Source organism: Hymenobacter amundsenii, assembly GCF_002204745.1.
Lineage (GTDB): Bacteria > Bacteroidota > Bacteroidia > Cytophagales > Hymenobacteraceae > Hymenobacter > Hymenobacter amundsenii.
In genome coordinates, this window is sequence record NZ_NIRR01000008.1 from 1 (window position 1) to 23,463 (window position 23,463).

At 62.4% G+C, this 23,463-nt stretch carries 22 protein-coding genes, 1 tRNA gene and 1 pseudogene; 12 read left to right on the top strand and 12 right to left on the bottom strand.

The window, feature by feature from the left end:
- Window positions 1–60: 60 nt before the first annotated feature.
- From CDA63_RS06990 to CDA63_RS07015, 6 genes are all read right to left on the bottom strand, one after another.
- The gene (locus CDA63_RS06990) at window positions 61–792 is read right to left on the bottom strand and encodes a DUF6503 family protein (RefSeq protein WP_088463738.1); all 732 of its coding nucleotides are present in this window, start codon (window positions 790–792) and stop codon (window positions 61–63) included.
- Between the two features lie 141 nt (window positions 793–933).
- Window positions 934–1,395 (bottom strand): cold shock domain-containing protein, encoded by a 462-nt coding sequence (locus CDA63_RS06995; protein WP_088463739.1) that lies wholly within the window; start codon window positions 1,393–1,395, stop codon window positions 934–936.
- Window positions 1,396–1,779: 384 nt separating this feature from the next.
- Window positions 1,780–3,330 carry a TPM domain-containing protein gene (locus tag CDA63_RS07000; RefSeq protein ID WP_199797509.1) on the bottom strand — a complete coding sequence of 517 codons (1,551 nt, stop codon included), beginning with the start codon at window positions 3,328–3,330 and terminating at the stop codon, window positions 1,780–1,782.
- 43 nt (window positions 3,331–3,373) lie between these two features.
- Complete coding sequence (locus CDA63_RS07005) at window positions 3,374–3,988, bottom strand: pseudouridine synthase (protein ID WP_088463740.1); 615 nt, start codon at window positions 3,986–3,988, stop codon at window positions 3,374–3,376.
- A gap of 85 nt (window positions 3,989–4,073) precedes the next feature.
- On the bottom strand, window positions 4,074–5,732 hold the full coding sequence (locus CDA63_RS07010) for a hypothetical protein (RefSeq protein WP_088463741.1): 1,659 nt from the start codon (window positions 5,730–5,732) through the stop codon (window positions 4,074–4,076).
- A gap of 217 nt (window positions 5,733–5,949) precedes the next feature.
- On the bottom strand, window positions 5,950–6,600 hold the full coding sequence (locus CDA63_RS07015; protein ID WP_088463742.1) for a head GIN domain-containing protein: 651 nt from the start codon (window positions 6,598–6,600) through the stop codon (window positions 5,950–5,952).
- A 226-nt stretch (window positions 6,601–6,826) separates the two neighbouring features.
- Between CDA63_RS07015 and CDA63_RS07020 the strand changes: the two genes are divergently transcribed.
- Window positions 6,827–7,471, top strand: coding sequence for a T-complex 10 C-terminal domain-containing protein (locus tag CDA63_RS07020; RefSeq protein ID WP_088463743.1), 645 nt, complete (start codon window positions 6,827–6,829; stop codon window positions 7,469–7,471).
- Window positions 7,472–7,536: 65 nt separating this feature from the next.
- On the opposite strand, the gene CDA63_RS07025 is transcribed toward CDA63_RS07020, so the two are convergent.
- Window positions 7,537–8,637 (bottom strand): hypothetical protein, encoded by a 1,101-nt coding sequence (locus CDA63_RS07025; protein ID WP_088463744.1) that lies wholly within the window; start codon window positions 8,635–8,637, stop codon window positions 7,537–7,539.
- A 116-nt stretch (window positions 8,638–8,753) separates the two neighbouring features.
- On the bottom strand, window positions 8,754–9,626 hold the full coding sequence (locus tag CDA63_RS07030) for an AraC family transcriptional regulator (RefSeq protein ID WP_088463745.1): 873 nt from the start codon (window positions 9,624–9,626) through the stop codon (window positions 8,754–8,756).
- 245 nt (window positions 9,627–9,871) lie between these two features.
- On the opposite strand from CDA63_RS07030, the gene CDA63_RS07035 reads away from it, so the two are divergent.
- The 9 genes from CDA63_RS07035 (at window position 9,872) to CDA63_RS07075 (ending at window position 18,723) form a co-directional block, all read left to right on the top strand.
- Entirely contained in the window at window positions 9,872–10,267 is a 396-nt protein-coding gene (locus CDA63_RS07035; protein WP_126546763.1) for a hypothetical protein, read from the top strand.
- 203 nt (window positions 10,268–10,470) lie between these two features.
- Window positions 10,471–11,694 (top strand): tetratricopeptide repeat protein, encoded by a 1,224-nt coding sequence (locus tag CDA63_RS07040; RefSeq protein ID WP_088463832.1) that lies wholly within the window; start codon window positions 10,471–10,473, stop codon window positions 11,692–11,694.
- 176 nt (window positions 11,695–11,870) lie between these two features.
- Window positions 11,871–12,362 (top strand): hypothetical protein, encoded by a 492-nt coding sequence (locus tag CDA63_RS07045; protein WP_126546764.1) that lies wholly within the window; start codon window positions 11,871–11,873, stop codon window positions 12,360–12,362.
- Window positions 12,363–12,475: 113 nt separating this feature from the next.
- A complete protein-coding gene (locus CDA63_RS07050) occupies window positions 12,476–13,927 on the top strand; it encodes an aldehyde dehydrogenase family protein (RefSeq protein WP_088463748.1) in 1,452 nt (483 codons plus the stop codon).
- A gap of 234 nt (window positions 13,928–14,161) precedes the next feature.
- Entirely contained in the window at window positions 14,162–16,216 is a 2,055-nt protein-coding gene (locus CDA63_RS07055; protein ID WP_088463749.1) for a GMC family oxidoreductase, read from the top strand.
- A 152-nt stretch (window positions 16,217–16,368) separates the two neighbouring features.
- Window positions 16,369–16,812 (top strand): hypothetical protein, encoded by a 444-nt coding sequence (locus tag CDA63_RS07060; RefSeq protein WP_088463750.1) that lies wholly within the window; start codon window positions 16,369–16,371, stop codon window positions 16,810–16,812.
- A gap of 113 nt (window positions 16,813–16,925) precedes the next feature.
- Window positions 16,926–17,441: a hypothetical protein gene (locus CDA63_RS07065; protein WP_088463751.1), complete on the top strand. Its 516-nt coding sequence runs from the start codon at window positions 16,926–16,928 to the stop codon at window positions 17,439–17,441.
- 62 nt (window positions 17,442–17,503) lie between these two features.
- The gene (locus CDA63_RS07070; protein WP_088463752.1) at window positions 17,504–18,025 is read left to right on the top strand and encodes an acyl-CoA thioesterase; all 522 of its coding nucleotides are present in this window, start codon (window positions 17,504–17,506) and stop codon (window positions 18,023–18,025) included.
- Between the two features lie 143 nt (window positions 18,026–18,168).
- Window positions 18,169–18,723, top strand: a complete 555-nt coding sequence (locus tag CDA63_RS07075) for a type 1 glutamine amidotransferase domain-containing protein (RefSeq protein ID WP_088463753.1) — start codon at window positions 18,169–18,171, stop codon at window positions 18,721–18,723.
- A gap of 143 nt (window positions 18,724–18,866) precedes the next feature.
- Here the strand turns inward: CDA63_RS07075 and CDA63_RS07080 are convergent, their stop codons facing one another.
- Window positions 18,867–19,367: a DUF6992 family protein gene (locus CDA63_RS07080; protein WP_088463754.1), complete on the bottom strand. Its 501-nt coding sequence runs from the start codon at window positions 19,365–19,367 to the stop codon at window positions 18,867–18,869.
- Between the two features lie 74 nt (window positions 19,368–19,441).
- Window positions 19,442–20,149, bottom strand: a complete 708-nt coding sequence (locus tag CDA63_RS07085) for a porin family protein (protein ID WP_088463755.1) — start codon at window positions 20,147–20,149, stop codon at window positions 19,442–19,444.
- 212 nt (window positions 20,150–20,361) lie between these two features.
- On the opposite strand from CDA63_RS07085, the gene CDA63_RS07090 reads away from it, so the two are divergent.
- Both CDA63_RS07090 and CDA63_RS07095 read left to right on the top strand, forming a co-directional pair.
- Window positions 20,362–20,439 (top strand) — tRNA-Val (locus tag CDA63_RS07090).
- A 96-nt stretch (window positions 20,440–20,535) separates the two neighbouring features.
- Window positions 20,536–21,448, top strand: a pseudogene (locus CDA63_RS07095) (histone deacetylase family protein).
- Between the two features lie 28 nt (window positions 21,449–21,476).
- On the opposite strand, the gene CDA63_RS07100 reads toward CDA63_RS07095, so the two are convergent.
- Together CDA63_RS07100 and CDA63_RS07105 are read right to left on the bottom strand one after the other, a co-directional pair.
- Window positions 21,477–22,199 carry a methyltransferase domain-containing protein gene (locus tag CDA63_RS07100; protein ID WP_088463756.1) on the bottom strand — a complete coding sequence of 241 codons (723 nt, stop codon included), beginning with the start codon at window positions 22,197–22,199 and terminating at the stop codon, window positions 21,477–21,479.
- A 51-nt stretch (window positions 22,200–22,250) separates the two neighbouring features.
- Window positions 22,251–23,429: a type III polyketide synthase gene (locus CDA63_RS07105; RefSeq protein WP_088463757.1), complete on the bottom strand. Its 1,179-nt coding sequence runs from the start codon at window positions 23,427–23,429 to the stop codon at window positions 22,251–22,253.
- Window positions 23,430–23,463: the final 34 nt, after the last annotated feature.

Sequence of the window (23,463 nt, forward strand, 5' to 3'; positions counted from 1 at the left end):
GGGCGCTGCTTTCCAAGAAAGCAGCCGCCCGCGGTCTTTTTAAAGCCACTGGTGCGCCCGTTACAGCCGCCGCTTGGCCAGGGGCTCGGCGCTTACGAGTTGGTCGGTGGCCAGGAAGGCGTCGTTGTCGTTGCGGTACCACTTGCGCTCCTGCGGAATCCGGATGCCGTCCACGGTCAGCTCCCCGCTTAGCGTGATGTATTCGCCGTCGTTGGGGGTGCGGTTGTGGGCGAAGCGGTAGGCCCGCAGGGCGCTCGTCTGCGGGTCGAAGTAGAACGTCCAGCTGTCGGTGCCCACGGCCGGGTCGTAGCGGACCTCGGCGGTGGCGTACTGCTGGCCGAGCAGGGTCTGGGGTTTGGTTTCGGGCGTTACCAGGGCGCCGGCGTCCTGCAGCTTCATGGGTAGGCCGTAGAGGTAGGTGTAGTAGTTGCGCATGGTTTGGCCCATGCCGGCCCCGAGGCGGTACTGCTTGCGCTCGGCCTCGCTCAAATCGGCCCGCCCATCGAGCAGTAGCACTTCCTGCCCATTCACCACGGCCTTGATGACTTCGTGCCCGTCGCGGTGGCTGATGAAGCAGAAGTAGCCGGCCGGGTTGTCGAGCTCCACCTCGAACGGGCTGGTTTGGCCCGCCGGGTTGGTGGTGGTGAAGTTCAGCCGAGTTTGCAGCTTCGGCCATTGCCCCCGCGCATCGTGGTAGGCAATGGATTGCCGGATGAGTTCGGGGCCGGTCGGGGGCGGGCTTTGGGCGGCAGAGCCGAAGAACAAAGCCGCGAGCAGGAACAGATTACGCATAAGTAGGGGAAACAGGGTAGCTGCCGCCGCGCAGTTGGGGCGGTAGGTCAGCGCATCGTGCGGTCCGGGCCATACGTCAAAAAGCGGCTGAAGCATCAAGTGCTTCAGCCGCTTTTTGACTGTGTATAGGGGCGTAAAAAATTAGCCCGCCATTTTCACGTTAAAGGCGCTCGGGCCTTTCTGGCCCATCTCTACCTCAAACGTAACTTTATCGTTTTCCTTGATGGTGCTGCCACCCAAGTTATTGGCGTGCACGAACACGCTCTGCTGGGTCACGGAGTCCTTGATGAAGCCGTAGCCCTTGGAGTCGTTGAAGAACGTGACCGAGCCGGTGCGGATAGGGTCTTCCTCCTCCATGTCCTCCTGGCGGATAGCGCCAATGCGGATGCTTTCGAGCGGAATCTCCTTCTTTTTCTTGGTCGGATCCGGGGGGGTGTCAACGATGTTACCGTTCTCGTCGACGTAGGCCAGCATTTCCTCCAGGCCTTGGCCCTTGCTGGAATTTGCTAGGCGCTCCTCCTTCTTCTCCGCCTTTTCCTGGCGCTTCTTCAGTCGTTTCTTCTCATTTTCCCTTTTACCGAAGGTTGCCTGTGATCTACCCATATACTATGTTTGGTTTGTTTTAAGGCCCGCTTCAACGAAACAGGGCTGCGAGTGTAAAGCTGCTTATCTGGTTGTAAACAGGCCAGAATCTAGCAAAGTTCCTATATACGGCTCCTGGGAGCCGTAGAAGCAACCCGGCGACGGCTCGACGGGGTGGCGGGCCGGGGGCTGAGTTGGTTTTCGAACCGATTGATAGCGGGTGCGCCGGGGAGCCGGCCAGTGGCACGGCGTGGTGGGCACCCGAAGTAGCGAAAGGGGTAAAGTTACTCTTTAATTTCTGCAAATGGAAGCGGATAGCCGCAGAAATCCGCTCCGCTCGACGGGCGTCGGCGGTGCCCCCGCCAACTCGCGCCGCCGCCCCCCGAATGGCTGGTTTGGACCCGTTTACCAGCTGCTACCAGCCCCACCGCCGCCCGAGTCGCCGCCGTCGCTGCTGGACCAGCTGCTGTCCGAATCGGAAGAGGAGGATGAACCCGACGAGCTTCCCGAGTCGTCCGAGTCGCTGATTCGGGCGATGGTGTAGCGTTCGAGGTCTTCGTGTCCGCAGAAGGCGCACGCGTGCACCTGCCAGCCCCAGCCGTCTTGGGAGGTAGTGGCGTGGTGCATTACCCGGTTGGGGCGGGGTTGGGCGGTGTGGTGGTGGCACTGGGGGCAGGGCTGGGCATCGGTGGCCGGGTTGAGGTAGGGGAAGGTGAGCGTGTGCTGGCACTGGGCGCACTGCCACACATCGTAGTCCACGGAATCGATGCGCTCCTCGACCACCTGGCCGGGCTGTAGGAAGGCGTCGTCGGCCTGCTCGTCGAGCTTGTGCATGGGCGTGGCGCAGGTGGGGCAGGCGTAGGGCATTTCGCGGAGCTGGCGCAGGCGGCGGCGGTAGCGGGGCCAGTACAGGGCCAGCCCCAGCGGAAATAGGTACTGCAAAAAGCCCAGGCCGTGGTGGGTCTGGCGCAGAAATCCGTACTGCGCGTGCCGGCTCACCAGCGCCGCCTCGGCGGCCACCTGCCGATTGACACGCCACAGGTAGCCATGCACGTACAGGGCCAGCCAGCCATAGTTGAATCCCACCACAATCCAGGGGGAAGCCGGCCAGCCAGCAAATAGAGAAAGCGCGCTGAGGCCCAGCACCCCCACGCTGCCCACCAGCAGCCACCAGCGGTAATTCCCGGCCGCTTTCACGAAGGCCAAAATCACTGCCAGCACCACGGATAGCAGGATGCTAACCCAGACGGTAAAGGCTTCAACGGTAGTCCAACTACTGGCCGGCTCCGGGGCTGCGGCCGCTTTACTGTTCTGGTCGTAACCGGCAGAAAGATCGTCCGCGCCCTCTTCCCCGGCTGGCCCGAACGATTGGGCAGAGAGCAGGGAATCGGTGAGGGCGGTTGCCGCCAGGGAGCCGGTGCGGAGCTGGCGGATGGTAGCGGCTACCCCGGCGCGCACGGCTTCGTCGTAGTGCTGAGTGCGCAGGGCGGGTACCATGTAGCGCTGCTGGATGCGGTAGCAGAGAATATCGGGCAGGTCGGCTTCCAGGCCGTAGCCGGTTTCAAACTCGATGCGGTGCTGGTCGAGCACGAGCAGAATGAGCAGGCCGTTGTCTTGGTTCGCACCCCCGATTTTCCAGCGCCGGAACAACGCCGTGGCCGCTGCTTTGGATGTTTCGTCGCCAATGCTGCGCACCATGGCCACGTCGATGTGAGCCCGGCCGCGCTGGTCGAGGGCGCGAAGCGTATCGTTGAGGTCACGTAACGTGGTCGGGCTCAGCAGGTGGTCAGGGTCACTGACGTAGGTTTCGCCCAGGGTTTTGGGGTCGGGAACGGCCGTCAGATAGTTCGCTGCCGGGTCAGGGTCGACCGATTGACAGGCCGGCAGCGTCAGCAGGCTCAGGGTCAGCAGCAGGAAAAAGTAGCGCGTACAAAACGAGCCTGGTGGCCCGGCCACTAAGCTAAGCGTATCCGCCGATTCGGCTGATTTCGCCCGGGCACTACTGCGCTGGCAGAACCACGGCCGCCGCGTGGGGTGTGAGCAGGGCCGGTACCTCCCGCACTTCGCCGGCCATCAACGCCCCCAGTTCTATTTCGCCGATGCGCACCCGCACCAACCGCAGGGTGGGGAAGCCCACGGCAGCCGTCATCTTGCGCACCTGCCGGTTTTTGCCCTCCGTTACGGTAATGCTGACCCAACTGGTGGGGCCGTGGCGGTCGTCGCGGATTTTGCGGGTGCGGGGCGGCAACTCGGGTGGGGCTGGCAGCCGGAAGGCGGCGCAGGGCAGGGTCCGGTAAATGCCTCTGTCCACGCCAATATCGACGCCGGTTTGTAGTTGCGCCACGGCTTCGTCGGTAATAAAGCCATCAACCTGGGCGTAGTATTCCTTGTCCACATCCTTGCGGCGGATTCGCTCACTCACCCGGCCGTCGGTGGTCAGCAGCAGCAGCCCTTCGCTGTGCTCATCGAGGCGGCCGATGGCCATCGTGCCAGGCGGGAAGTCGTGCAGCGCGCCCAAAAACTTCTTCTTGCGGGCCTCGCGGGCATCTTCGCTGCGGAACTGGCTGAGGTAGCCGAAGGGCTTATGAAGCAGAAAGTGGCGGGATTCACTCATGGCCCGCAAAGGTACGCCAGCAGGTTGGGGTGAGCGAAATAGCTGGTGTGGGCTAGCACTGGCGCTGGCTAAAGTCCGATGGCTTTTACGTTTTGCTCACCAGCTTGAACCCGTCGCGGGTGACTTGGTACTGCTGGCCCTGGATGGTGATGGTTTCGCCTTCCACCAGCTTGCTCAGGTCCTGAATATCGCCCTCGATGGTGTGCAGGGAGAAGCCGTGGCGGCGGGCCAGGGCCAAGTAGCGGGGGTTGATGTAGTCTTGGACGCCGCAGAGGATGATTTTGACGTGGGCTGTGGTGTTCTTTAGCAGCTTGGTGTCGCGGGGGAATGTGTAGTTGTCGGCGATGAGGATGAGGTCGGTGGAGTCGGAGGTGAGTTGGCGGGCGTAGAGCAGGGCTTCGGCGTCGTTTTCGGGCGCGTCGCCGCCACCGCCGGCCTTCATGGCTTCCACCAGCTTGCTTTTGATGGCCTCGTAGCTATCCGTTTTCACGTGGTAGAGGCCGCCGGTTTTGCCGGAGCGCTTGTCTTTGTCGGGCTGGTCGTTGCCGTCGTTGAAGAACACGAAGGTCTTTTCGTCTTCCAGGGCGCTGAGCTGGAGCCAGGTCAGCAGGTCGTAGGTATAGGGGAACATGCTGCCCGTCACGTCGGTCACCACCACTTCCTTGTCCCACTCGGGGTGGCGGCGCAGTACCTGGGCTACCACGCCGGCATCGGGGGGTAGGGGCATGTTCTCGGCGGCAGTATCGGCGGCCGCCAGCAGCTCGCCGGCCTTGGTCAGGCGGGCCTCACAGTAGTCGCGCTTATCCTTTTTCCTGAGGGTGAGGCGGTAGCGGCGGGCCACCGAATCGGGTAGGGCGAAGCCGGTGATGGCCAGATCGGGGCGGCCCAGCAGCTGCAACGACCCCAGAGGCAGCCGTACTTCGCCCTTCACCAGAAACGGAAACCGGCCCCGATCAATGGGAAAGCCCGAAGCAAACACAATGCTCTGGCGCAACGCCTCGGTCAGCTCGGGGGCGCAAATGGGCTGGCTGGTGGGCAGCAGCTCCACGGCTTGGGTTGCGCCATGCTCGTCCACTGTCATCTTGAAGCGTACAATTTGCGGGGCATCGAGCGAACAGCGGTAGCTTCGATGGACGCTGCGGGCCATCTGGCGGATCGAGTAGCGGCTGGCGGGCAGGTTGCAGGCCACCTTCTTGCCCGACGGCTTGCGGCCCTTTTTGGCGGCCGGCCGGGTTTTGGCAAACGCCGCCAGCTTACGAGTGAGGCTGTCGAGGTCGGCGCGGCTGGTGGCGGCGGAGTAGCGCGGGGCCACGTACACCACGAAGCCGTGGAAGTACGGCTGGCACTCGGCGGGCGAGTTGCAGCCGGTTTGCTCCACCAGCGTCCAAGTGATGGTTTCGTCGTGGAGCAGGCCAGGAGTCAGGCCCGCCAGGTTGCGGATGCGGCTCAGGTTGAGCTGACGCTGGCTGAAACTGGGGTTGAGGCGATAGGCAGTATACACCAAATCGATGCGCACGATTTGCCGTTCGCCCAAGTGCAAAGCGTTGAGGTCGGCCCCGGAGAAGGTGGCGGGCAGGCGCAGCTGCTCCAGGGCTGGCAGGGGGCGGTACTGGGGCGTCTGGTAGGCGTTGAGCTGGTCGTAGAACGCCACCAGCTCGGTTTCGGAAACGGGACTCTGGGCCCGGGCAATTCCGCCGCTCAGTAGCAGCAGTGGCAGCAGCAGGCCAATAAACACTCGCATCATAAGCCAACGATAACCAGCCGTGAAGCCATATTTGGGCCGGAAAATACGACTTTTCATGGTTCTGAGGCCAGCTTATCAACCGTTCCTGCTCCCACGCCCGCTTGCTCCTTGTAAGGCAACGACTGAGGAGGCCAACGAAGAGCGGCCGCCTCAGTAGCCGTAGACTACCGAGGCGGCCGAAATTGGGCAAGGCCCTAGCCCTAGCACTTGCTGCTTCTTACTTGCGGCGGTTATGAATGTCGCTGGCCCCCGAGGCGTGGGAGGTGAGCTGGACGGCCGAAACGTAGGCGTCGGAGGAGCCGCTGGCCTGCACGTCGGCCTGCTGGCTTTGCAGGTTGGTGGCGTTGTAGTCGCTGCTGCCGCTGAGGCGGATTTGCTGGCGGTCGGCGCGGCCCTTGAGGTCGATATCCGAGGCGCCACTGGCCGTTACGGTGAGCAGGCGGGTGTTGAGGCCCAGCACAACATCAGACGCCCCGCTGGCCTTGATGGTAAATTCGTCGGCCTCGAAGGTAGAGGTGCTTTTAACGTCGGAAGCGCCGCTGGTTTCGATGCCGCGCAGGCGCGGGCAGGTCACGTACACCGTTACCTTCTTGTTGTTGAACCAGCTCGACGGCGCATCCTTGTCGCGGTAGATGTTGAGCGTACCGTTCTGCACATCGGTTTTAATGTAGCGCTCCAACTCGCCTTCCGTTACCACCTTCACCGTCGTGGCCGGGCCCTGGGTTAGCACTACGTCGCAGGCGCCGCTGGCTTTAAGCTGATCGAACGGACCCACCTTGCGCAGTTGCTGGGCGTGGCTGAGGCTGAGCGTGCAGCAGCTCAGGAGGGCAACGGCGGCCCCGTTGCGGAAGTACGAGAAGGTAGACATCGGCGTAAGCGTTAGAAGATGGATAAGAAAGGCAAAAGACGATTGGCACGCCTACCGGGAAACTAACGGCCTGCCGCTTAGTACCCAGATGCTGCCGCCGCCACAACCGTTGCCTGGCCCCGTTGAATTCTGGCCGATAACCTGAATGGCGCAGTGGCCGTAACAGGCCCCAGTATAGCTACCATCCTATATGTGGCGGCTAGTTTCTTCAATTTGCTCTTTTCCTATGAATAAGTCCCTCCTTCTGTTCTCCGCCGCCGCCAGCCTGGCCGTCGGTGCCTGCACCCAAGACAAGCAAGCCGCCGTGGATGCGGCCACCACGCCCTCGGCCGATACGGCCGTAGTGGTGAACGACGACATGAGCTACCGGGCCGATGCCGACCGCGTGATAACCCGCGTAGCCAACGACCTCGACCTCTACGACACGACGGTCGTGTCGACCATTGGCCGCACTTACTACGACCGGGGCCGGCGCATCAGTGAGCTCAACCGCCGCTACGCTACCGACACGGTAGGCCGCTACGCCGCCCTGCGGGCCGTGAACGACGAAACCGACAACGCGGTGAAAACCACCCTCAACGACGACGAGCGCTATAACACCTACACCTCCAACCGCGACACCTACTACGAAGGCACCCCCTATACCGCAACGGTTAAAGTAGCCGAGCCAGTAGTTGTGGCCGTCCCGGCCCGCCCCCGTGGCCCCCGGGTGGTGGAGTACGATAAGAAGCGCGGCGGCGACGTGAAAATCACGTATTCGAACGGCAAAGTGGTGAAAATCGATAAAGACGGCGACACCAAAGTGGAGTACCCCAACGGCACCAAAGTAAAGCGCGACGCCGACGACGGCGAAGTGAAAGTGAAGCGCTAAGCAGCTGGGAACATTATCCGACGCCGCCCCCTAAACAGGGGGCGGGCCGTCGTGCTTTTTATGCGCTACCGCACCACCCCGGCTTCTCGCAGCTCGGTGTCAATCCGCCGGTTCCAGCGGGCCTGGGCGGCGGTATCGGTGCCACCCGAGGTTTCCTGGTCATATTGGTCCTGGAGGTGGTTCATCTCGCGGAAGGAAGCCAGGTACTGCCAGCCCAGGATGCTTTGGTAGTCGCGCACGGTGAGGCTGTCGGGGGTGGCTTTGCGGCGGAACCGCTCGGCCACCAGCCGCACGAGGTCGAAGTGGCGCTGCTCGTGGTTGAGGTTGTAGGCCGTGCGCTGGCCTTCGGCTACCCACGACGAGCTGCGGACCACGAATATTTTCAGCTGCACGTCCAGCTCTACCGTCCCATTTAGCACCCGCGGCCGGGCCTGGTAGGCGAAGCCAGGAAACACGGCCGCCGCATACCGGCCCCGGGGGCGGGGCGGACCCGTGAAATCGTTCCAGGAAAGGGGATAGGCGGGGTCGTAGAACAGCGTGTCGGGTTCGGTCTGGCGGGTTTCGTAACCGAATGTCGGGTGCACGGCCGTGGCTAGGCGCAGGTCGTGGGCGGTGGCCGTGGTCAGCCATTGGTTGAAGTAGCGCAGCCCGCCCAGCAGCGCCTGGCCAAGGGACGGGGCCACCACGGCACGGTCGGGGAGGGGGCGGCGGTAGCGGGTGCCGCCGCGGTACTCGGTGAGCGTAATGGTTTGCCCCTCCGGATTCTGCCAGTCGAAAGCCAAATGCACTTGGATGGTGCCGGCCGCCTGCGGACTGCCAGGCACGGCCGTTTCGCGCACTTCCAGGGCCAGTATTCGCACCGTAACGGCATAGCGGGCCGCTGGCTGGGGTGGTAGCGTGCCGGCCACGAACTCACGCACGGCCGTTTCGGTGCCACCGCGCAGCTCCACCGGCCGGGCTGCGGTTGCGGCTCCGGCCGCAACGGGCAGCAGCCACGCCACCGCCGGCTTGGCCGTCCGCTCGTCGCGGATAGCTACTACCCTGAACATCAAGGGCGCGAAATTGGATTTGGCGGGTCGCAGCACGAGCGGCGGCTCCACGATGGGGGCCGACAGCTGCCCGAACAGCGTCAGGAGGAAGAAAAGAGAAGGAAGAAAAGCCGGCATCTGACTTCGCAGACACCAGCGGGCTGATAGTTGTTCCGGGGCCGCCAGGTTAGAAACCTCAAAAGCCCGTTGTTCCCTCATTCCCGTACTTTCTCTCACCTCTCACCTCTCACCTCTCACCCCACGCTAAGGCGCTGGCGGCGGTACTCGGTGGGGCTCTGGCCAGTGAACTTGCGGAAGGTTTTGTTGAAGTGCGAGAGGTTGTTGAAGCCGCAGGCGTAGCATACTTCCGTTACGGCCAGATCATCATCGAGCAGCAACCGGCAGGCTTGGCCCACGCGGTACTCCTGCAAAAAATCGGTGAGCGTGTGGCGGGTCATCTTCTTGAAATAGCGGCAGAAGGCCGGTACCGAGAGGTAGGCCACCTCGGCCACTTCCTGCACCGAAAGGGTGGCGCGCTGGTAGTGCTGCTCCACGAACTGATACACCCGGCTCAGGCGTTGCTGCTCCTTGCCGCTCAGGCCCTGGCCGCTGGCCCCGGCGTGCAGGGGCTGGCAGTCGGCGGCTGGGGCCTGGGCTAGCTCCTGGAGCACCTGGAGGAGCAGCAGCAGGCGCATGAAGGGCGGGGCCGCCAGTAGCTGGCGCAGCACCGGGCCCACTGCCCGGCGGGTAGTGCCCCCAAACGAGAGGCCCTCGTGGGAGCGGGCCAGCAACTGCCGGATGGCTACCAGCTCGGGCCGCTCCCAGAAGTCGGTGCCCAGAAAGTCGCCCCGTAGCTGCACCACAATTTCCTCGAACGGCGTGCCCACCGGCTGCCCGTAGCTGAAGGTGAGGTGAGGCAGGTCGGGGCCGATGAGCACCAGCTCGCCGTCTTCGAAGCGGGAAATGTGCTGGCCGATGTGGCGTCGGCCGTGGCCTCGCGGAATGTACACCAGCTCGTATTCGGGGTGGTAGTGCCAGAGTAGCTCGGCCTTGTTCACTTCGGTATAGTGGAGCAGCGTAAACGAGCTGTCGACCGTGGGATGGATGGGTTCGAATTGTAGTTTCACGGGGCAATGGTGCCTCAATGGCGGAGTGGGAGCGTGAAGTTAACACTTTTGGTCAATCAGGCATTAATAATGGCGAATAAAGCAGTAGTTATCTTTCTGATTGCTAGCGACCTTTGAGTTATTGAAGCGGCAAGCATTCAGCCAGGGCCGGGTTAGGAAGAAGTAAGGAGCTGTTGAACAGAACTTTATTGCCGGATTCTCCGAATACACTCGGAATATCCACTTCAACCCGCATCCCGATGAAAATGGCCCTTGCTGCTTTACTGACTTTGTTAATTGGTTTTTTGCTGGCCGCCCAACCGGGGCAGGGCAGCGTTGCCCAGGCAAATCCGCTGCCCGAATCGGTGGCGGTTCGTAGTGCCCGGCAGGCCGGGTATCTGGCCGAGGCGCTCGATTTATCGCGGCGGCAGCGCAAGGCGGTTGCCCGCAGCACTGAGCGCTACTTCGGGCAGCTTGAACAGCTCGGCGAAACGGCAGAGCGCCCCGGTTTAGTGGCTGCAACCACCCCGGAGCGCCTGCTGCCCAGCCCGGCCGCCCTGCGGGCCGCCGCCAATTACGAGCAGGAACTGGCCCGCATTTTTACGCCCGGCCAGTACAATGGCTATAGCTGGCTCACGCGCCAGCCCGGAACCGGCCGCTAGGCTGGCAAACCGGAACAGACATCCAGCGGCTTTGGGTGGGAATTTTAGCCGCTGGCCGTTTCCTGACCACTTTTGGTGGTCGGAAAACGCAAAAGAGGTTGAGGCTGTGGGAGCTTCAGCCTCTTTTTTTTGTTCGGGCCCGTATGAGACCATGCCTCTCCCGCGCTTTCTGCCTAAACTTGGCCCCCCACAAGCTGTACTTTATGCGTTTTTTCCTGTTCGCCTGTCTGCTGTTCCTGACCTCTCCTGCCTGGGCGCAACAGCCTGCTGATACCACCCGAATCCGACTTTCCAACGTTGATATTGCCCCTAATGCGGTGGATATTTCCGGTTGGCTGCTGCTAGATAAGGACATTCAGACCGAGCTGGAAGGGGCCGTTTACAACATCTATAACTTCAAGCACGACAAGGCGGAGCGGCAGTTCCGGAGCCTGCGCCGCCGCTATCCCACCCACCCTATGCCCTACTTCTTGCTGGGCCTGACGACGTGGTGGAAGATTATGCCCAGCAACATCACTAATGAGCAGTACGACAAGGTGTTTCTGGCCTACATGGATACGGCCATCACCAAGGGCGAGGCGCTTTATAAGGCCGACAACCGGAACTATGAGGCCAGCTTTTTTCTGTCGGCGGCTTACGGGTTTTCGGCCCGCTTGAACGCTGAGCGCCACAATTGGCGTAAGGCCACCGTCGACAGCAAGCGGGCCCTGAGCTACCTCAGCAAGAGCGAGGAGGCCAACGGCCTGAGCCCCGAGTTCCTGTTCGGCCAGGCCCTGATCAACTACTACGCCCCCTGGATTTCCGACAACTACCCGCTGCTGCGTCCGGTGCTGCTGTTCTTCCCGAAGGGCAACAAAAAGCTGGGCCTGCAGCAGTTGCGCAACGTAGCCGCCAACGGCTTTTACACCGGCCCCGAGGCCAAAGTGTTCCTGATGAAAATTCTGCAGAACCAGGAAAACAAGCCCACCGAATCGTTGCCACTAGCACAACAGATGGCCACTACGTACCCCGATAACGGCTACTTCGAGCGGTTTTATGCCCTGATGAGCTACCAGGTGGGCGACTTGCGGGAATGCGAGCGGGTGAGCCGCGACATTCTCGACAAAATCAACCGGGGCATGCCGGGCTACGAGGGCATCAGTGGCCGTTACGCCACCTTTTTTCTGGGCAGCCTGATGCAGAACCAATACAAGGACCTCGACAAGGCCCGCGAGTATTACCAGCGGTGCGTGGTGTTCTCGGAAAGCACCGGCGATACCAAGCAGGGTTTTTACCTCTACTCGCTGCTAAACCTGGCCCGCATTGCCGATAAAAACAAGGATTCTGAAACGGCCACCCGCTACTACAAAGAGGTGCAGCAAAAGGCCGAGCGCAAGTCCGAAGCATACAACGAAGCTCGGGCCTACCTGAAAAAAACGGGTAAGTAACGGGCCAACGGCCTCCCGAACGGCCCAGGTTTGGCTGGGCAGATTCGGCGCTTCGTCCACAACTTAGCGGGGTTCGTCGGAGAATGGGGGCGAAGAGCAATTTGGGGGAAACGGTTTGGTAGGGCAGCCTCGTAAGTGAGGAAATTAGCCCAGGTGTGCCCGCCACGCTACCCCGTATGAAGAGAGTTGTTGCCCCTAACCTGGTTGTTTCCTACCATCGTCCGCTGAAGCTGTTGCGGCCCTGGCACCAAGCCATACCCAATCCCCAGGACCTGCCGGCGGTGCTCGATAAATTGCTGCGGCAAGTACACCGCCACGCCGCTCACCAATTGCTGCTGAATCTGGAAGGCCTGCCCCTGCTCAACCCGGAGCTCCAAAAGTTGGTCCAGTTAGGATGGCTTCCCCGGCTGCGGCGTTCGGGCCTGCGCCGGTTGGCCTTACTGCTGCCGACCAACCCCTACAACCGGGGCGTTATCGAGGGGTTTCTGTGGCTGGCGGCCACCGAGCCCCTGCCCTATGAAGTGCAGTATTTCGCCAACCTAGCCGAGGCCCTCGATTGGCTGACGGACGCCGAACTGCCCACCGCCGAAGCCGACTGGCGGCGGTCGTGGCGCACGCCAGCGCTGCTGCGGGCCCGCCAGTTGCGGTGGCGCGCAGAGGCTAAGTAACGGCCCGGTTGTTCGGGCCGTAGCCGAACAATTGGGTCAGAATAAGGGTATGAAGGAGAAGCGGTTCGGTTGGCGGGTCGCTTTATTTGTCTTCACGCCTCATTCCCCTTATCATGGTTTCTGCCCCTGCCCCTGCCCCTGCTGCCACAACCACTGCTTCGCCTACCATTCCTGAACTGTTTGCCCGCCAGCAGGCCCGCTCCGAAGCCCTACGCCGCGAGGCGGTTAGTAGTCGGGCCGCACGGTTGCGTAAGCTCGATAAGTGGATAACGGCCAACCGCGACGCCATTTGCGAGGCCCTGTACACCGACTTCCGCAAGCCCGCCGCCGAAACCGATATTACAGAAGTGTGGTCGTCGCAAACCGAGTTGCGCCACACGCTCAGCCACCTCGAAAAGTGGTCGGCCCCGCGCAAAGTGAGCACCCCGATGGCGCTGGTGGGCAGCCGCGGCTGGGTCCAGACCGAGCCCAAAGGCGTCTGCCTGATTATCGCGCCCTGGAACTACCCGTTCTACCTGGCCGTCGACCCGCTGATTTCGGCCCTGGCAGCCGGTAACGCGGTTATTCTGAAGCCTTCGGAGATGACGCCCGCCGTGGCCGCGCTGCTCAGCCGCATGTGCCGCGAGCTGTTCGATCCGGCCGAGGTAACGGTGGTGGAGGGCGACAAGGATGTGGCCACCGAACTGCTGAAGCTGCCCTTCGCCCACATTTTCTTCACCGGCAGCCCCCAGGTAGGCAAAATCGTGATGCGGGCTGCCGCCGAGCACCTCACCAGCGTCACGCTGGAACTGGGCGGCAAGAGCCCGGCTGTAATCGACGAAACCGCCAACCTGCGCGACGCGGCCGAGAAAATCATCTGGGGCAAGGGCGTAAACGCGGGTCAGACCTGCGTGGCCCCAGACTACGTAATGGTGCACGAAAACGTGCGCGACGAGCTGCTGACCGAGCTGCGCGACGCCACCCGCCGCTTCTACTCGCCCGAGGGCCAGCCCGTCATCGAGTCCGACTCCTATGCCCGCATCGTGAACAACCACCACTACGAGCGCCTTGCCGGCTTGCTCGACGATGCCCGGTCCCAGGGCGTAACCGTGGCCCAGGGCGGGGCCACCGACGCCGGCCAGTGCTTCATCGAACCTACCGTGCTGCTCGACCCACCCACCGACAGCCGCATCATGCAGGAGGAAATCTTCGGCCCGCTGCTGCCCGTGCTCACCTTCCGCAACCTCATGGAAGCCGTGGACGAGGTGAATACCCGCCCCAAGCCCCTGGCCCTCTACGTGTTCACCCAGGACGACGAAAACCAGCGCTACCTGCTCCAGAACATTCCGGCCGGCGGGGCCTGCGTGAACGAAACCATCCTGCACCTGGCCCACCCCGACCTGCCCTTCGGCGGCTTCGGCAACAGCGGCCTGGGTCGCTGCCACGGCCACGCCGGCTTCATGGCCTTCAGCAACGAGAAATCGGTGCTCAAACAGCACGTCGGCCTCACCTCCATCAAAGCCCTTTACCCTCCCTACACGCCCCGGGTAAAATCCATGATCAGCCTATTGCTTAAGTGGCTTTAGGGGAATGAGTGATTGAATAGAAAGGAACGTCATTCAGAGCGAAGCGAAGAATCTCGCGTGCAATGGTAACTATACTATCAGAAGTTACTTTGGCACGCGAGATTCTTCGCTTCGCTCTGAATGGGGTTCTCTCACCACCGCACTTTTCGTATGCAAGCCGAGTAGTTTCGGAAAAAATGACGAACTTTTAGGGCCCGCTTCCCGGCGGGCTTCGTTCGTTATTTCCCGCCCGCCATGCAGCTTACCGAAGCCCAACGCGCCACCCTGCGCGCCATTGCCGACACGTTCATCCCCACTTTGCCGGCTCCGGCGGGAGCGTCCGACCCGGCCTACTGGGCTCAAGCCGGGGCCGCGGGCATCGACCTCGACAAAATGGCCGAGGCCCTGTCGGCCCAGCCGGAGGGGGCCCAGCAGGAGTTCCAGCAACTACTAAAGCTGCTTGACTCGCCGGCTTTGGGCCTGACCTGGTTTGGGGCGTTGCGGCCGTTCGTGCGCCTTGATGCCGGGCAGCGCGAGAAGCTGCTGCAAAGCTGGGCCTCCTCGAACCTGCCCCAGCTGCGGAAGGGGTTTCATGCGTTGCGTAAGCTGTGCGTGTTTCTGTACTACGGCGGCTCGGTGCCCGAGGCGGCCGAGTTGGTGTGGGAGGCTATTGGCTACGCCGGTCCCCAGGTGCCGGCCGAAACCGTGGAGCCCGCGCCCGCCGCCCGCCCCCTCACCACCCTGCAACTCACCCAGGACGTGACGTACGACTGCGACGTGCTCGTGATTGGCAGCGGGGCCGGGGGCGGCGTGATTGCCGGCGAGTTGGCTGCCGCCGGCCACGACGTGCTGGTGCTCGAAAAGGGTCCCTACTTCCACGGCTCCGACTTCTCGCAGCGCGAAGTAGACATGCTCGGTACGCTGTATGATGCCCGAGGCACGCTCGGCACCCAGGACGGGGGCGTGGCTATACTGGCCGGTTCCTGCCTGGGCGGGGGCACCACCGTAAACTGGGCCGGCGCCTTCCGCACGCCCGACTATGTGCTCCAGGAGTGGGCCCGCGAGCACCAGGTGCCCCACTTTACGTCCATGGAGTTCAAGCAGAGCCTCGATGCGGTGAGCCGGACCCTGGGCGTGAACATCGACTACGCCCGCCACAACGGCCAGAACCAGGCCCTGCTCGACGGCTCGCGGAAGCTGGGCCAGGAGGTGAAGCTGATTCCGCGCAACGAGCGCCACCCCACCGACTCATCGGACGAGCACTTCGCGGGCATGGGTTACAGCTGCTTCGGCGACCGGCACGGCGTCAAGCAGGGTACGCTTAACACCTACCTGCAAACAGCCTTTGAGCACGGCGCCCGCCTGCTCTGCGACGCTGAAGTAGCGCGCGTAACCGTGGCGCAGGGGCGGGCCACCGGGGCCGAGGCCACCCACACCACCGCCGACGGCCGCCAGGTGCGCGTAACGGTGCGGGCCCGGCGGGTGGTAGTGGCCGGCGGGGCCATCCAGACGCCCGCGTTGCTGCTGCGCAGCGGCCTGCGCCATCCGCACCTGGGCCAGCATTTGCACCTGCACCCCACGGTGGTGGTGTCGGGCATTTACCAGCAACTGATGAACGCCTGGCACGGGCCGATGATGTCGGTGGTAAACGACGGCTTCACGATGCTCGATGGCACCAACTTCGGGGCCAAGCTCGAAACCCCGCCCGCCCACCCCGGCCTGATGAGCATGGTGATGCCCTGGACTTCGGGCCGCCAGCACAAGGAGCTCATGCACCAGGCGAGCCACATCGGCTCGTTCATCGTGCTCACCCGCGACCGGGACGGCGGCCGGGTGTCGATTGATAAGCACGGCCAGGCCCTCATCGACTACTCTCTTAGCGACTTCGACCGCCACAATATGCTGCGTGGGGTGCGGGCGGCAGCCGATATTCAGGTAGCCGCCGGGGCCCGCACAGTGCTGCTGCCCCACGGCACGCTGCCGCTGCTGCACGCCGAAAACGGCCGCCTGCTTAACCCCGAAGTGCTTGATAACCTAGCTAATCTGAGCTGGAAAGCTAACCAGTTCGGCCTGTATAGCGCCCACCAGATGAGCACCTGCCGGATGGGTGGCGACGCGGCCACCCACCCAGCCAGCCCCACCGGGGAGCTCTACGAGGTCAAAAACCTGTTCGTGGCCGACGGCTCGGCCTTCCCGGCCTGTAGCGGCGTGAACCCCATGCTCACCATTATGGCCGTGGCCCACTACACGGCCCAGCAGCTCAAGGCCAGCACCCCGGCTACTGGCCAGGTAATGGCGGCGGCCGTGTAGCACCTGTGGCCCAGACTTTAGTCTGGAGCCCGATAGGCTTTCGGCCAAATGAAGGCGTTTTGGGGTGAAGCCGGAGGAACTGTTGCGCGCCGTTTCCGGCCGGCTTGGCTAGTTTTGCGTAGCTACGTTTTCTCCTTCACGATTCCCTTACTATGTCTCTGCTCCGTATTCCGCTGGCTCTGGTCCTGACTACCGGCATGTTGGCCGCTTGCGCCCGCCGCGAGCCGGCCACGTCGCCGGCTACTGCTACCGCCACGCCCGTTAGGTCCGCCAAAGCCGCCCGGACCGAGGCCAAAGCCGTGGCCGCCGCGCCGCCCGCCGCCCGCGACCTGACTGATGTGCTGACCGAGGAACTCAACCTCACGCCCGAGCAGCGCACCCGCGTGCGCGAGATTTTTACGAGCACCCTCAAGCAGGCCCAAGAAACCCAGCAGCGCCTGAAGGGCAACCGCCCGGCCATGATGGCCGAGCTCAAAACCCTCAACGCCGCCTCCGACCGCGACTTGCAGCAGGTGCTTAGCCCCGAGCAGTACCAGCAGCTCAAGGCCAAGCAGAAGCAGGTACAGGAGCAGATGCGGGCCCGTAAGGCCCAGTAGGTCAAGCTATTTGTTGGCGGGGCCGGGCAACGGTTGGCCTGGCGGTGGCATCTGGCCAGTTAAGGCACGCCGAAACGCGGTGGGGCCGAAGCCACTATTTAGCCGTTGCCGCAATGAAAGTTCTTTTGTTACTGGCCGTGTTGGCCGCCCCGGTGGGAGCCGTTTCGGCCCAAACCACGCCCGCAGCGCTGGCCCAGCGCATCAATAAGCTGATGCGCGACCCCGCCGAGCCCGATACGGAACTGAAAGTGGTACTCTCCGACTGCCACATCACCCAGCTTATCCGCCAGTACCGGACCAACGCTAAAACTGACGCCACGACCATTGAGGTCAGCCACCGTAAAAACGGCGGCGACTGGTCGGTGCGCTCCGACGAAACGGTGCAGTTCGAGTTGACCCTGGGCTCGGAGTGGAGCCAGGTAACGGCCCTGACCTATGCCCTCCAGCACACCGAAAAAACGAACCAGCCCTACTATGTGGTGAAGGTAAACCGGCGCACGAAAAGCGGATCAGGCTCGACCTCTTCAACTACTCTGGAACTGCCCCTATACACACCCGACGAAGCCCAGGTCCAGGGCGTGGTGCACGATCTGGAGAAGCTGCGCCGCAGCTGCGGTGGCCGGCCTTAGCGGTTTGTGGAGCCGCAGGGGTTATTTCGCATCTTTGCCGCCTCACTCGTCCTTCTACATCCATGCCTTCCGACCTTATGCAGACGCCCGAAACCACCCACCGCATTCGGTTTCAGGACTGCGATATGCTGGGCCACCTCAACAACGCCCGCTACCTCGACTACTTCCTCAATGCCCGCGAGGAGCACGTGTTGCAACACTACGCCCTCAATATGGGCCAGCTTGCTCAGGAGCAGGGCTCGGGTTGGGTTATTACGAAGCACCAGCTGGCCTACCTGCGCCCCGCCCGCCACGCTGAAACCGTCCGCATCCGCACCCAGGTTATCCACTTCGATAACTCCAACCTGGTAATCGAAATGCAGATGCTGCGCGAAGATGGGCTCCAGCTAAAGGCCTTGCTATGGTCGGAAATGGCATTTGTGCGCTTGCCCGGCGGCACCCGCACCGACCACTCCGATGCGCTGATGGACTTGCTCGATACGCTGGACGTGGAGCAGGTGGAATACGAGCCCGACGGGTTCGACGACCGGGTAAACTCCTTGCGCAAACAGCTTAAAAAAGCCCGCAAAAGCGAAGATGAGTAGGCCGGCCGGATCTGGGGCGGGAGGCTGATGAAGGCAGCAATGCCAAAATCCTGTTTAACCCCTGTTGATTTCTACCGTTAAAGAAGAACCGAAAGCGCCCCGGCGTTTTCGGTTTTTTATTCACCATACCTAACCTGAATCCTATGAGCATCTTTGGAAGCGACGCCTTGAAAGGCAAGAAAATAGCCATTGTAGCCACCGACGGTTTCGAGCAATCGGAACTCGAAAAGCCCAAAAAATACCTTGAAGGCGAAGGAGCCGAAACCCACGTCATCTCCCTGAAAAGCGGCTCTATTAAGGGCTGGGACGAGAAAGACTGGGGTAGTAAGGTAGACGTAGACAAGGTAATCGGCGACGTGAAAGTGGCCGACTACGATGCCTTGGTGCTGCCCGGCGGCCAGATGAACCCCGACGTGCTGCGCACCGAGGCTGCAGTGGTCAGCTTTGTGGGCGAGTTCGTGCGCTCGGGCAAGCCCGTAGCGGCCATCTGCCACGGCCCCTGGACCCTAATTGAGGCCGACACGGTGCGCGGCAAGAAAATGACTAGCTGGCCCAGCCTCAAAACCGATATCAAGAACGCTGGCGGCCACTGGGTCGACGAATCAGTAGTTGTTGACGGCAACCTCATTACCAGCCGCAACCCCCAGGACCTACCCAACTTCAACGAGAAGATCAAGGAAGCCCTGACGGCTAAGTAAGCACCCAGCGCGGGCCTGTTCGCAGTCCGAACCTGGCCCTAAACCAAAGCCCCTGACGTCTGCACGTCGGGGGCTTTTGCGTGGGTTAAAGGTCGATGGTTTGCGCTGCCCGCTACTACCAAATGGCTACATCACCGGCCAGTTTACGGCACTACTTCCAGTAATCGGTCCACAAACTGGTGGTAGGTGAAGTAAAGACCCAGGTCGAAGCAGAACAGAAATCCGCCCTGCAGCCACACCGAGCGGGCGTAGCCCCGCAACCGCTCGGGGCGGGTGGCCGTGGGCGTGGCAGCGCGGCGGTACAGCCAGAAACCGACAAGCACATAAAGCACATCGAGGGCCGCGTTAAGCAGCAGGATGTTCTCGAAACTGGCCTGAGCCGCGAGGCTTTCGGGCAACGTAAGTCCGGCCACCTGATTTGGGTGCGCCCGCAGCATACCCCACACGGCCAACACCACGTTCACCAGGTTCCAGGCCACGTTCATGAAGTGGAAGTGGTGCACCGCCAGGCGGGCATCTGTGCGCGATACGTAATAGCCGCTTACAACTAAGTTAAGCAGACCCCAGGCCCCGAGTAAGGCCATGCCGTGTTCGGCCAGCAGCTCTCGGGCTTGGTTGACGGCGGGGAGGGAAGCCAGTAACATAACGAAGGGAAAAGAAGCAAAAAAAGGAAGCCCCGCAGGACTTCCTTTTGATGATGCGCCGGTGGTAAGTGGGCCTAACGGGCGATGCCCAGTCCTACATACACCTGGAAAGCGCCGTTTTTGATGTTATCGAGTCCCTGCGCCGCAGTGGTGCGGGGGTTCTTGATGATATCCTGGAAACCGGCCACGTAGCGGCCGCCAATGCGGGCCGGGCCCACGCGGGCTTCGAGACCGGCAGCCAGGCCGTAATCGAGGCTGTGGTAGTCGTAGGTGTCTTTGTCGCTGGCAATCTTGCGCTCTACCCCGTTTTCGCGCACTTTGGTCAGCAGCGAAACCTGGGGGCCTACGTGCACACTCACGTTATCGAGGAAATTGTACACCAGCAGCACCGGTACCTGCAGGTAGTCGAGGCGAGTGTTGTATGCCCCGTTTATAGTTTGGCCCTGGGAATTGGGCAAGCCATTGTTGCCAGCAAAACCCTGGCGGCTATAAAGCAACTCGGGCTGAATCGAGAACTTGTCGCTGAAGCCGTACTGGGTGTACACGCCGGCGTGGAACGTGTTGTAAACGCCTTCGTCGGAGTAGTTTTTCTTATCGTCGCCGCGGAAATGCGAAGCCGTGAAGCCGCCCTTGATGCCGAAGCCGGTGTTGCGCGAATCGTGGCCGCTGCTGCCGGAAGGATAATCGGTCGAAGACCGGATGCCACCGGGGCCTTCAGTTTGGGCCAGGGCTGGGGCGGCGCTCAGGGCGCAGCCAGCTAAAAGAAGGGCAAAGTGTTTCATAAGAAGAGAATTCAGCGGGAATAAAACGCCGACCCGGCGGTAAGACCCCTGGGGCCTTAGTGGTCAGCTACAAGCCGCTATACTGTCTTGGGGCAGGAAAGTTACACGGTATCTTCCCTGAATGCCTAAATGTTGTACGCCTGCGCAAAGGCTAATCAGCGCCGAAAAACTATCTTTGTCTCTTTACGGCCGCCGCCACGTTGGCTTTACTTGGGGTGTTAGCTCAGTTGGTTCAGAGCACTACCTCGACAAGGTAGGGGTCATCGGTTCGAGCCCGATACGCCCCACCATAAAGCCATCCGAATCCGAAGATAACCGCCCCAACCCGGCGGTTATCTTTGTGTCGGGCCCGGCCGGTGGTGGCTGGCTCGCGTAACTTACCGCGTATGCTCTCCATTGCCTGGGCTCCCTGCTACGCCCACCCGCTGCCCGCCGCCCACCGTTTTCCGATGCTCAAGTACGAGTTGCTACCCGAGCAGCTGCTGCGCGAAGGCACGGTGCCCGAAACGGCCTTTTTTCGGCCTGTACCACCGCCCGAAGCCGATATTGCCCGGGTGCACGACACCGATTATCTGCGCCGCCTGCAGGCCGGGGAGCTGACCCGGGCCGAGGAGCGAGCCACCGGTTTTCCGTGGAGCCCCGAGCTGATAGTCCGCGAAACCACTATTCTGGGCGGTACCCTCGAATGCGCCCGGCGGGCGCTGGCCAGCGGTGGGGTGGCCCTCAACATCGCGGGCGGCACCCACCACGCCTTCCGCGACCGGGGCGAGGGGTTTTGCCTGCTCAACGACCAGGCCGCGGCCGCGGCTTATCTGCTGGCCCACCCTGAGTTGGGCGTGCGCCGGGTACTCATCATCGACCTCGATGTGCACCAGGGCAACGGCACGGCCAGCATTTTTGCCACTGAGCCCCGGGTATTTACTTTCAGCGTACACGGCGCCCGTAATTACCCTCACCGCAAAGAAGTCTCCGACCTCGACCTGCCTTTGCCCGACGGCACCACCGACGGCGCCTACCTGGCCCTGCTCCGCGACGCGCTGCCCCGCCTACTGGCCGAGCACCAGCCCGATTTCGTGTTTTATCTGGCCGGCGTCGATGTGCTGGCCACCGACAAGCTGGGCCACCTGAGCCTGACCCGCGACGGGTGCCGCCAGCGCGACGCCTACGTGCTTGGCCTATGCCACCAGCACGGCCTTCCAGTGGTGGTCTGCATGGGGGGGGGGGTATTCGCCCAACATCATCGACATCATCGAGGCCCACGCCAACACCTTCCGGGTCGCCGCCGATTTGTGGGGATGAGCGGTGAATGAGAAAAACAACGTGTCATTCACTCATTCACCATCTCACCTATTACCACCACCTGCCAACGGAAGGCCCAGCGCCAGCGCAGGGTGTAGCGGACGATGCCAGCGGCGGCCAGCAGGCGCTTCAACTCGGGGCGGGTGAAGGCGCGGGCCACCGACAGGGGCGCATCGTGCTGCACGAGGTGGGAGCCGCCCAGCAGCCGGGTAAGCCACCGGATGCTGTGGTAGGCCAGCGGGTGGCGGTGCAAATCGTTGATGATGACGGCCAGACCGGCTTGCCGGTGCCATTGGGCCAGCATAGTAGTAAGTTGGGCGTCCGAGAAGTGGTGGCAGAACAGACTGGCCGTGAGCACGTCGAAGGGCTGCTGCTGAAATTCGGCGGAAAAGATATCAGCCTGCTGAAAACTGATTTCGGGGTACGCGGTGGCTTTAGCGGCCGCGTAGTCGAGCATGAAGGCGTTGGCATCAATGCCCACCAGTTCGACGGGCACGTGGCGGCGGCGGGCCCAGCGGGCAATCTGGCGGAGCGTGTCGCCACCCCCGCTGCCCAAATCGGCCAGGCGCAGGGGGCGGCCGGGCGGGAAGTGGGGACGCAGGCGGTCGAGGGCATCGAGCACTGGGGCATAGCCGCCGAGCCAGGTGTTCACCGTTTCCAGCTCGTCGAGGTTCTGGCGCAACTCGTCGGAAGCCAGCGTCAGGTCATCCATCAGCTCCTCCTGCTCCGAGCGGACGCGCAAATCAGCCATGTTTCGTAAGGTGGAAAGTGGAGAGAGAAGCGTGGTGAATGAGCGAAAATGCTACCGTACTTCGCTCAGCACTTCCATCGCGCTTCTCACCTCGGCTACGTCAGGTATATTCTCCTGATTGGCCACGGCCACCGTGAGCAGCATGGCTTCCAGCGTGAGGCCGGGACCAAAGGCGAAGCTGAGCACCGGCGCCCCCGCGTCGGCGGCCGTAAGGTCGGCGAGCAGGTCGCGCAACACGAACAGCACCGTCGCCGACGACATGTTGCCGTACTCGCGCAGCACTTGGTAGGCGTAACGGTTGTCGTGGGTCGAGAGGCCCAGCGCCTGCTCAATCGACTCCAGTATTTTGCGGCCCCCCGGATGAATGGCGAAGGCCCGGATATCGGCCAGCTCCACCGGCAAATCGGCCAACAGGCGCTGGGTAAGCTGCCCAATGCCCTGCTGAATCATGCGGGGCACGTAGGAGGAGAGCGTCATCTCGAAGCCGAAGTCGTTGATGTGCCAGGCCATATCGGCGTGGCCATCGGGCTCCAGGTCGCAATGGAAGGCTGTAAGGTTCAGGCTGGGCCGGTTGGCCGCCGGTTCGCTCTGCACCAGCACCGCCGCCGCCCCGTCGCCAAACAGGGCGTTGGAGATGAGGTGGTCATCTTCCTGGCTTTTCTGAAAATGCAGCGTGCACAGCTCGGTGCATACCACCAGCACCCGCGCCCCGGGCGTGGCCCGGCAGAAAGCATTGGCCAGCTTGAGGCCGTTGATGGCCGCGTAGCAGCCCATAAAGTTCACGCAGGTCCGTTGCACGTGGCCCGGCAGCCCGAGCGCGCCCACCAACTCAATGTCGAGGCCCGGGGCATACATGCCGGTGCAGCTAACCGTAATGAGGTGGGTAATGGAGCGGAGCTCGACCTCGGGCAGCTGGGCCAGGCAGGCCTGCACAGCCTCCACCGACAGTGGTAGGGCAAACCGGCGGTACTCCGCCATGCGCCGGCCCACCGACGGGAACGGCTCCAGGCCCGGTGTATTTGGAAAGAATTCGAACTCACCGTTCACCCGGGCATAATCGGGCAGTACAGAATAGCGGTGGCCAATGCCCGACACCCGGTACAGCGCGTGCAGTTTGCGCGCGCCGCGCTCGTCCAGCTCCAGGGCCTGAGCCATGAAATCGGCAATTTGGGTTTGAGGGATGCGGTGGGGCGGATTGGCGGTGCCGATGGCACACAAATAACTACTCATTGGGGGCAGTTTACGTAAAAAACAACCGGTTGGG

Excerpts from the sequence above, each read along its gene's own strand:
- CDA63_RS07040 (WP_088463832.1), top strand. The coding sequence starts at position 10,471 with ATGCGTTTTTTCCTGTTCGCCTGTCTGCTGTTCCTGACCTCTCCTGCC.
- CDA63_RS07075 (WP_088463753.1), top strand. The coding sequence starts at position 18,169 with ATGAGCATCTTTGGAAGCGACGCCTTGAAAGGCAAGAAAATAGCCATT.
- CDA63_RS07010 (WP_088463741.1), bottom strand. The coding sequence starts at position 5,732 with ATGATGCGAGTGTTTATTGGCCTGCTGCTGCCACTGCTGCTACTGAGC.
- CDA63_RS07065 (WP_088463751.1), top strand. The coding sequence starts at position 16,926 with ATGAAAGTTCTTTTGTTACTGGCCGTGTTGGCCGCCCCGGTGGGAGCC.
- CDA63_RS07025 (WP_088463744.1), bottom strand. The coding sequence starts at position 8,637 with ATGCCGGCTTTTCTTCCTTCTCTTTTCTTCCTCCTGACGCTGTTCGGG.
- CDA63_RS07100 (WP_088463756.1), bottom strand. The coding sequence starts at position 22,199 with ATGGCTGATTTGCGCGTCCGCTCGGAGCAGGAGGAGCTGATGGATGAC.
- CDA63_RS07105 (WP_088463757.1), bottom strand. The coding sequence starts at position 23,429 with ATGAGTAGTTATTTGTGTGCCATCGGCACCGCCAATCCGCCCCACCGC.
- CDA63_RS07070 (WP_088463752.1), top strand. The coding sequence starts at position 17,504 with ATGCCTTCCGACCTTATGCAGACGCCCGAAACCACCCACCGCATTCGG.
- CDA63_RS07035 (WP_126546763.1), top strand. The coding sequence starts at position 9,872 with ATGGCCCTTGCTGCTTTACTGACTTTGTTAATTGGTTTTTTGCTGGCC.
- CDA63_RS07015 (WP_088463742.1), bottom strand. The coding sequence starts at position 6,600 with ATGTCTACCTTCTCGTACTTCCGCAACGGGGCCGCCGTTGCCCTCCTG.
- CDA63_RS07020 (WP_088463743.1), top strand. The coding sequence starts at position 6,827 with ATGAATAAGTCCCTCCTTCTGTTCTCCGCCGCCGCCAGCCTGGCCGTC.
- CDA63_RS06990 (WP_088463738.1), bottom strand. The coding sequence starts at position 792 with ATGCGTAATCTGTTCCTGCTCGCGGCTTTGTTCTTCGGCTCTGCCGCC.
- CDA63_RS07080 (WP_088463754.1), bottom strand. The coding sequence starts at position 19,367 with ATGTTACTGGCTTCCCTCCCCGCCGTCAACCAAGCCCGAGAGCTGCTG.
- CDA63_RS07045 (WP_126546764.1), top strand. The coding sequence starts at position 11,871 with ATGAAGAGAGTTGTTGCCCCTAACCTGGTTGTTTCCTACCATCGTCCG.
- CDA63_RS07005 (WP_088463740.1), bottom strand. The coding sequence starts at position 3,988 with ATGAGTGAATCCCGCCACTTTCTGCTTCATAAGCCCTTCGGCTACCTC.
- CDA63_RS07050 (WP_088463748.1), top strand. The coding sequence starts at position 12,476 with ATGGTTTCTGCCCCTGCCCCTGCCCCTGCTGCCACAACCACTGCTTCG.
- CDA63_RS07055 (WP_088463749.1), top strand. The coding sequence starts at position 14,162 with ATGCAGCTTACCGAAGCCCAACGCGCCACCCTGCGCGCCATTGCCGAC.
- CDA63_RS07085 (WP_088463755.1), bottom strand. The coding sequence starts at position 20,149 with ATGAAACACTTTGCCCTTCTTTTAGCTGGCTGCGCCCTGAGCGCCGCC.
- CDA63_RS06995 (WP_088463739.1), bottom strand. The coding sequence starts at position 1,395 with ATGGGTAGATCACAGGCAACCTTCGGTAAAAGGGAAAATGAGAAGAAA.
- CDA63_RS07060 (WP_088463750.1), top strand. The coding sequence starts at position 16,369 with ATGTCTCTGCTCCGTATTCCGCTGGCTCTGGTCCTGACTACCGGCATG.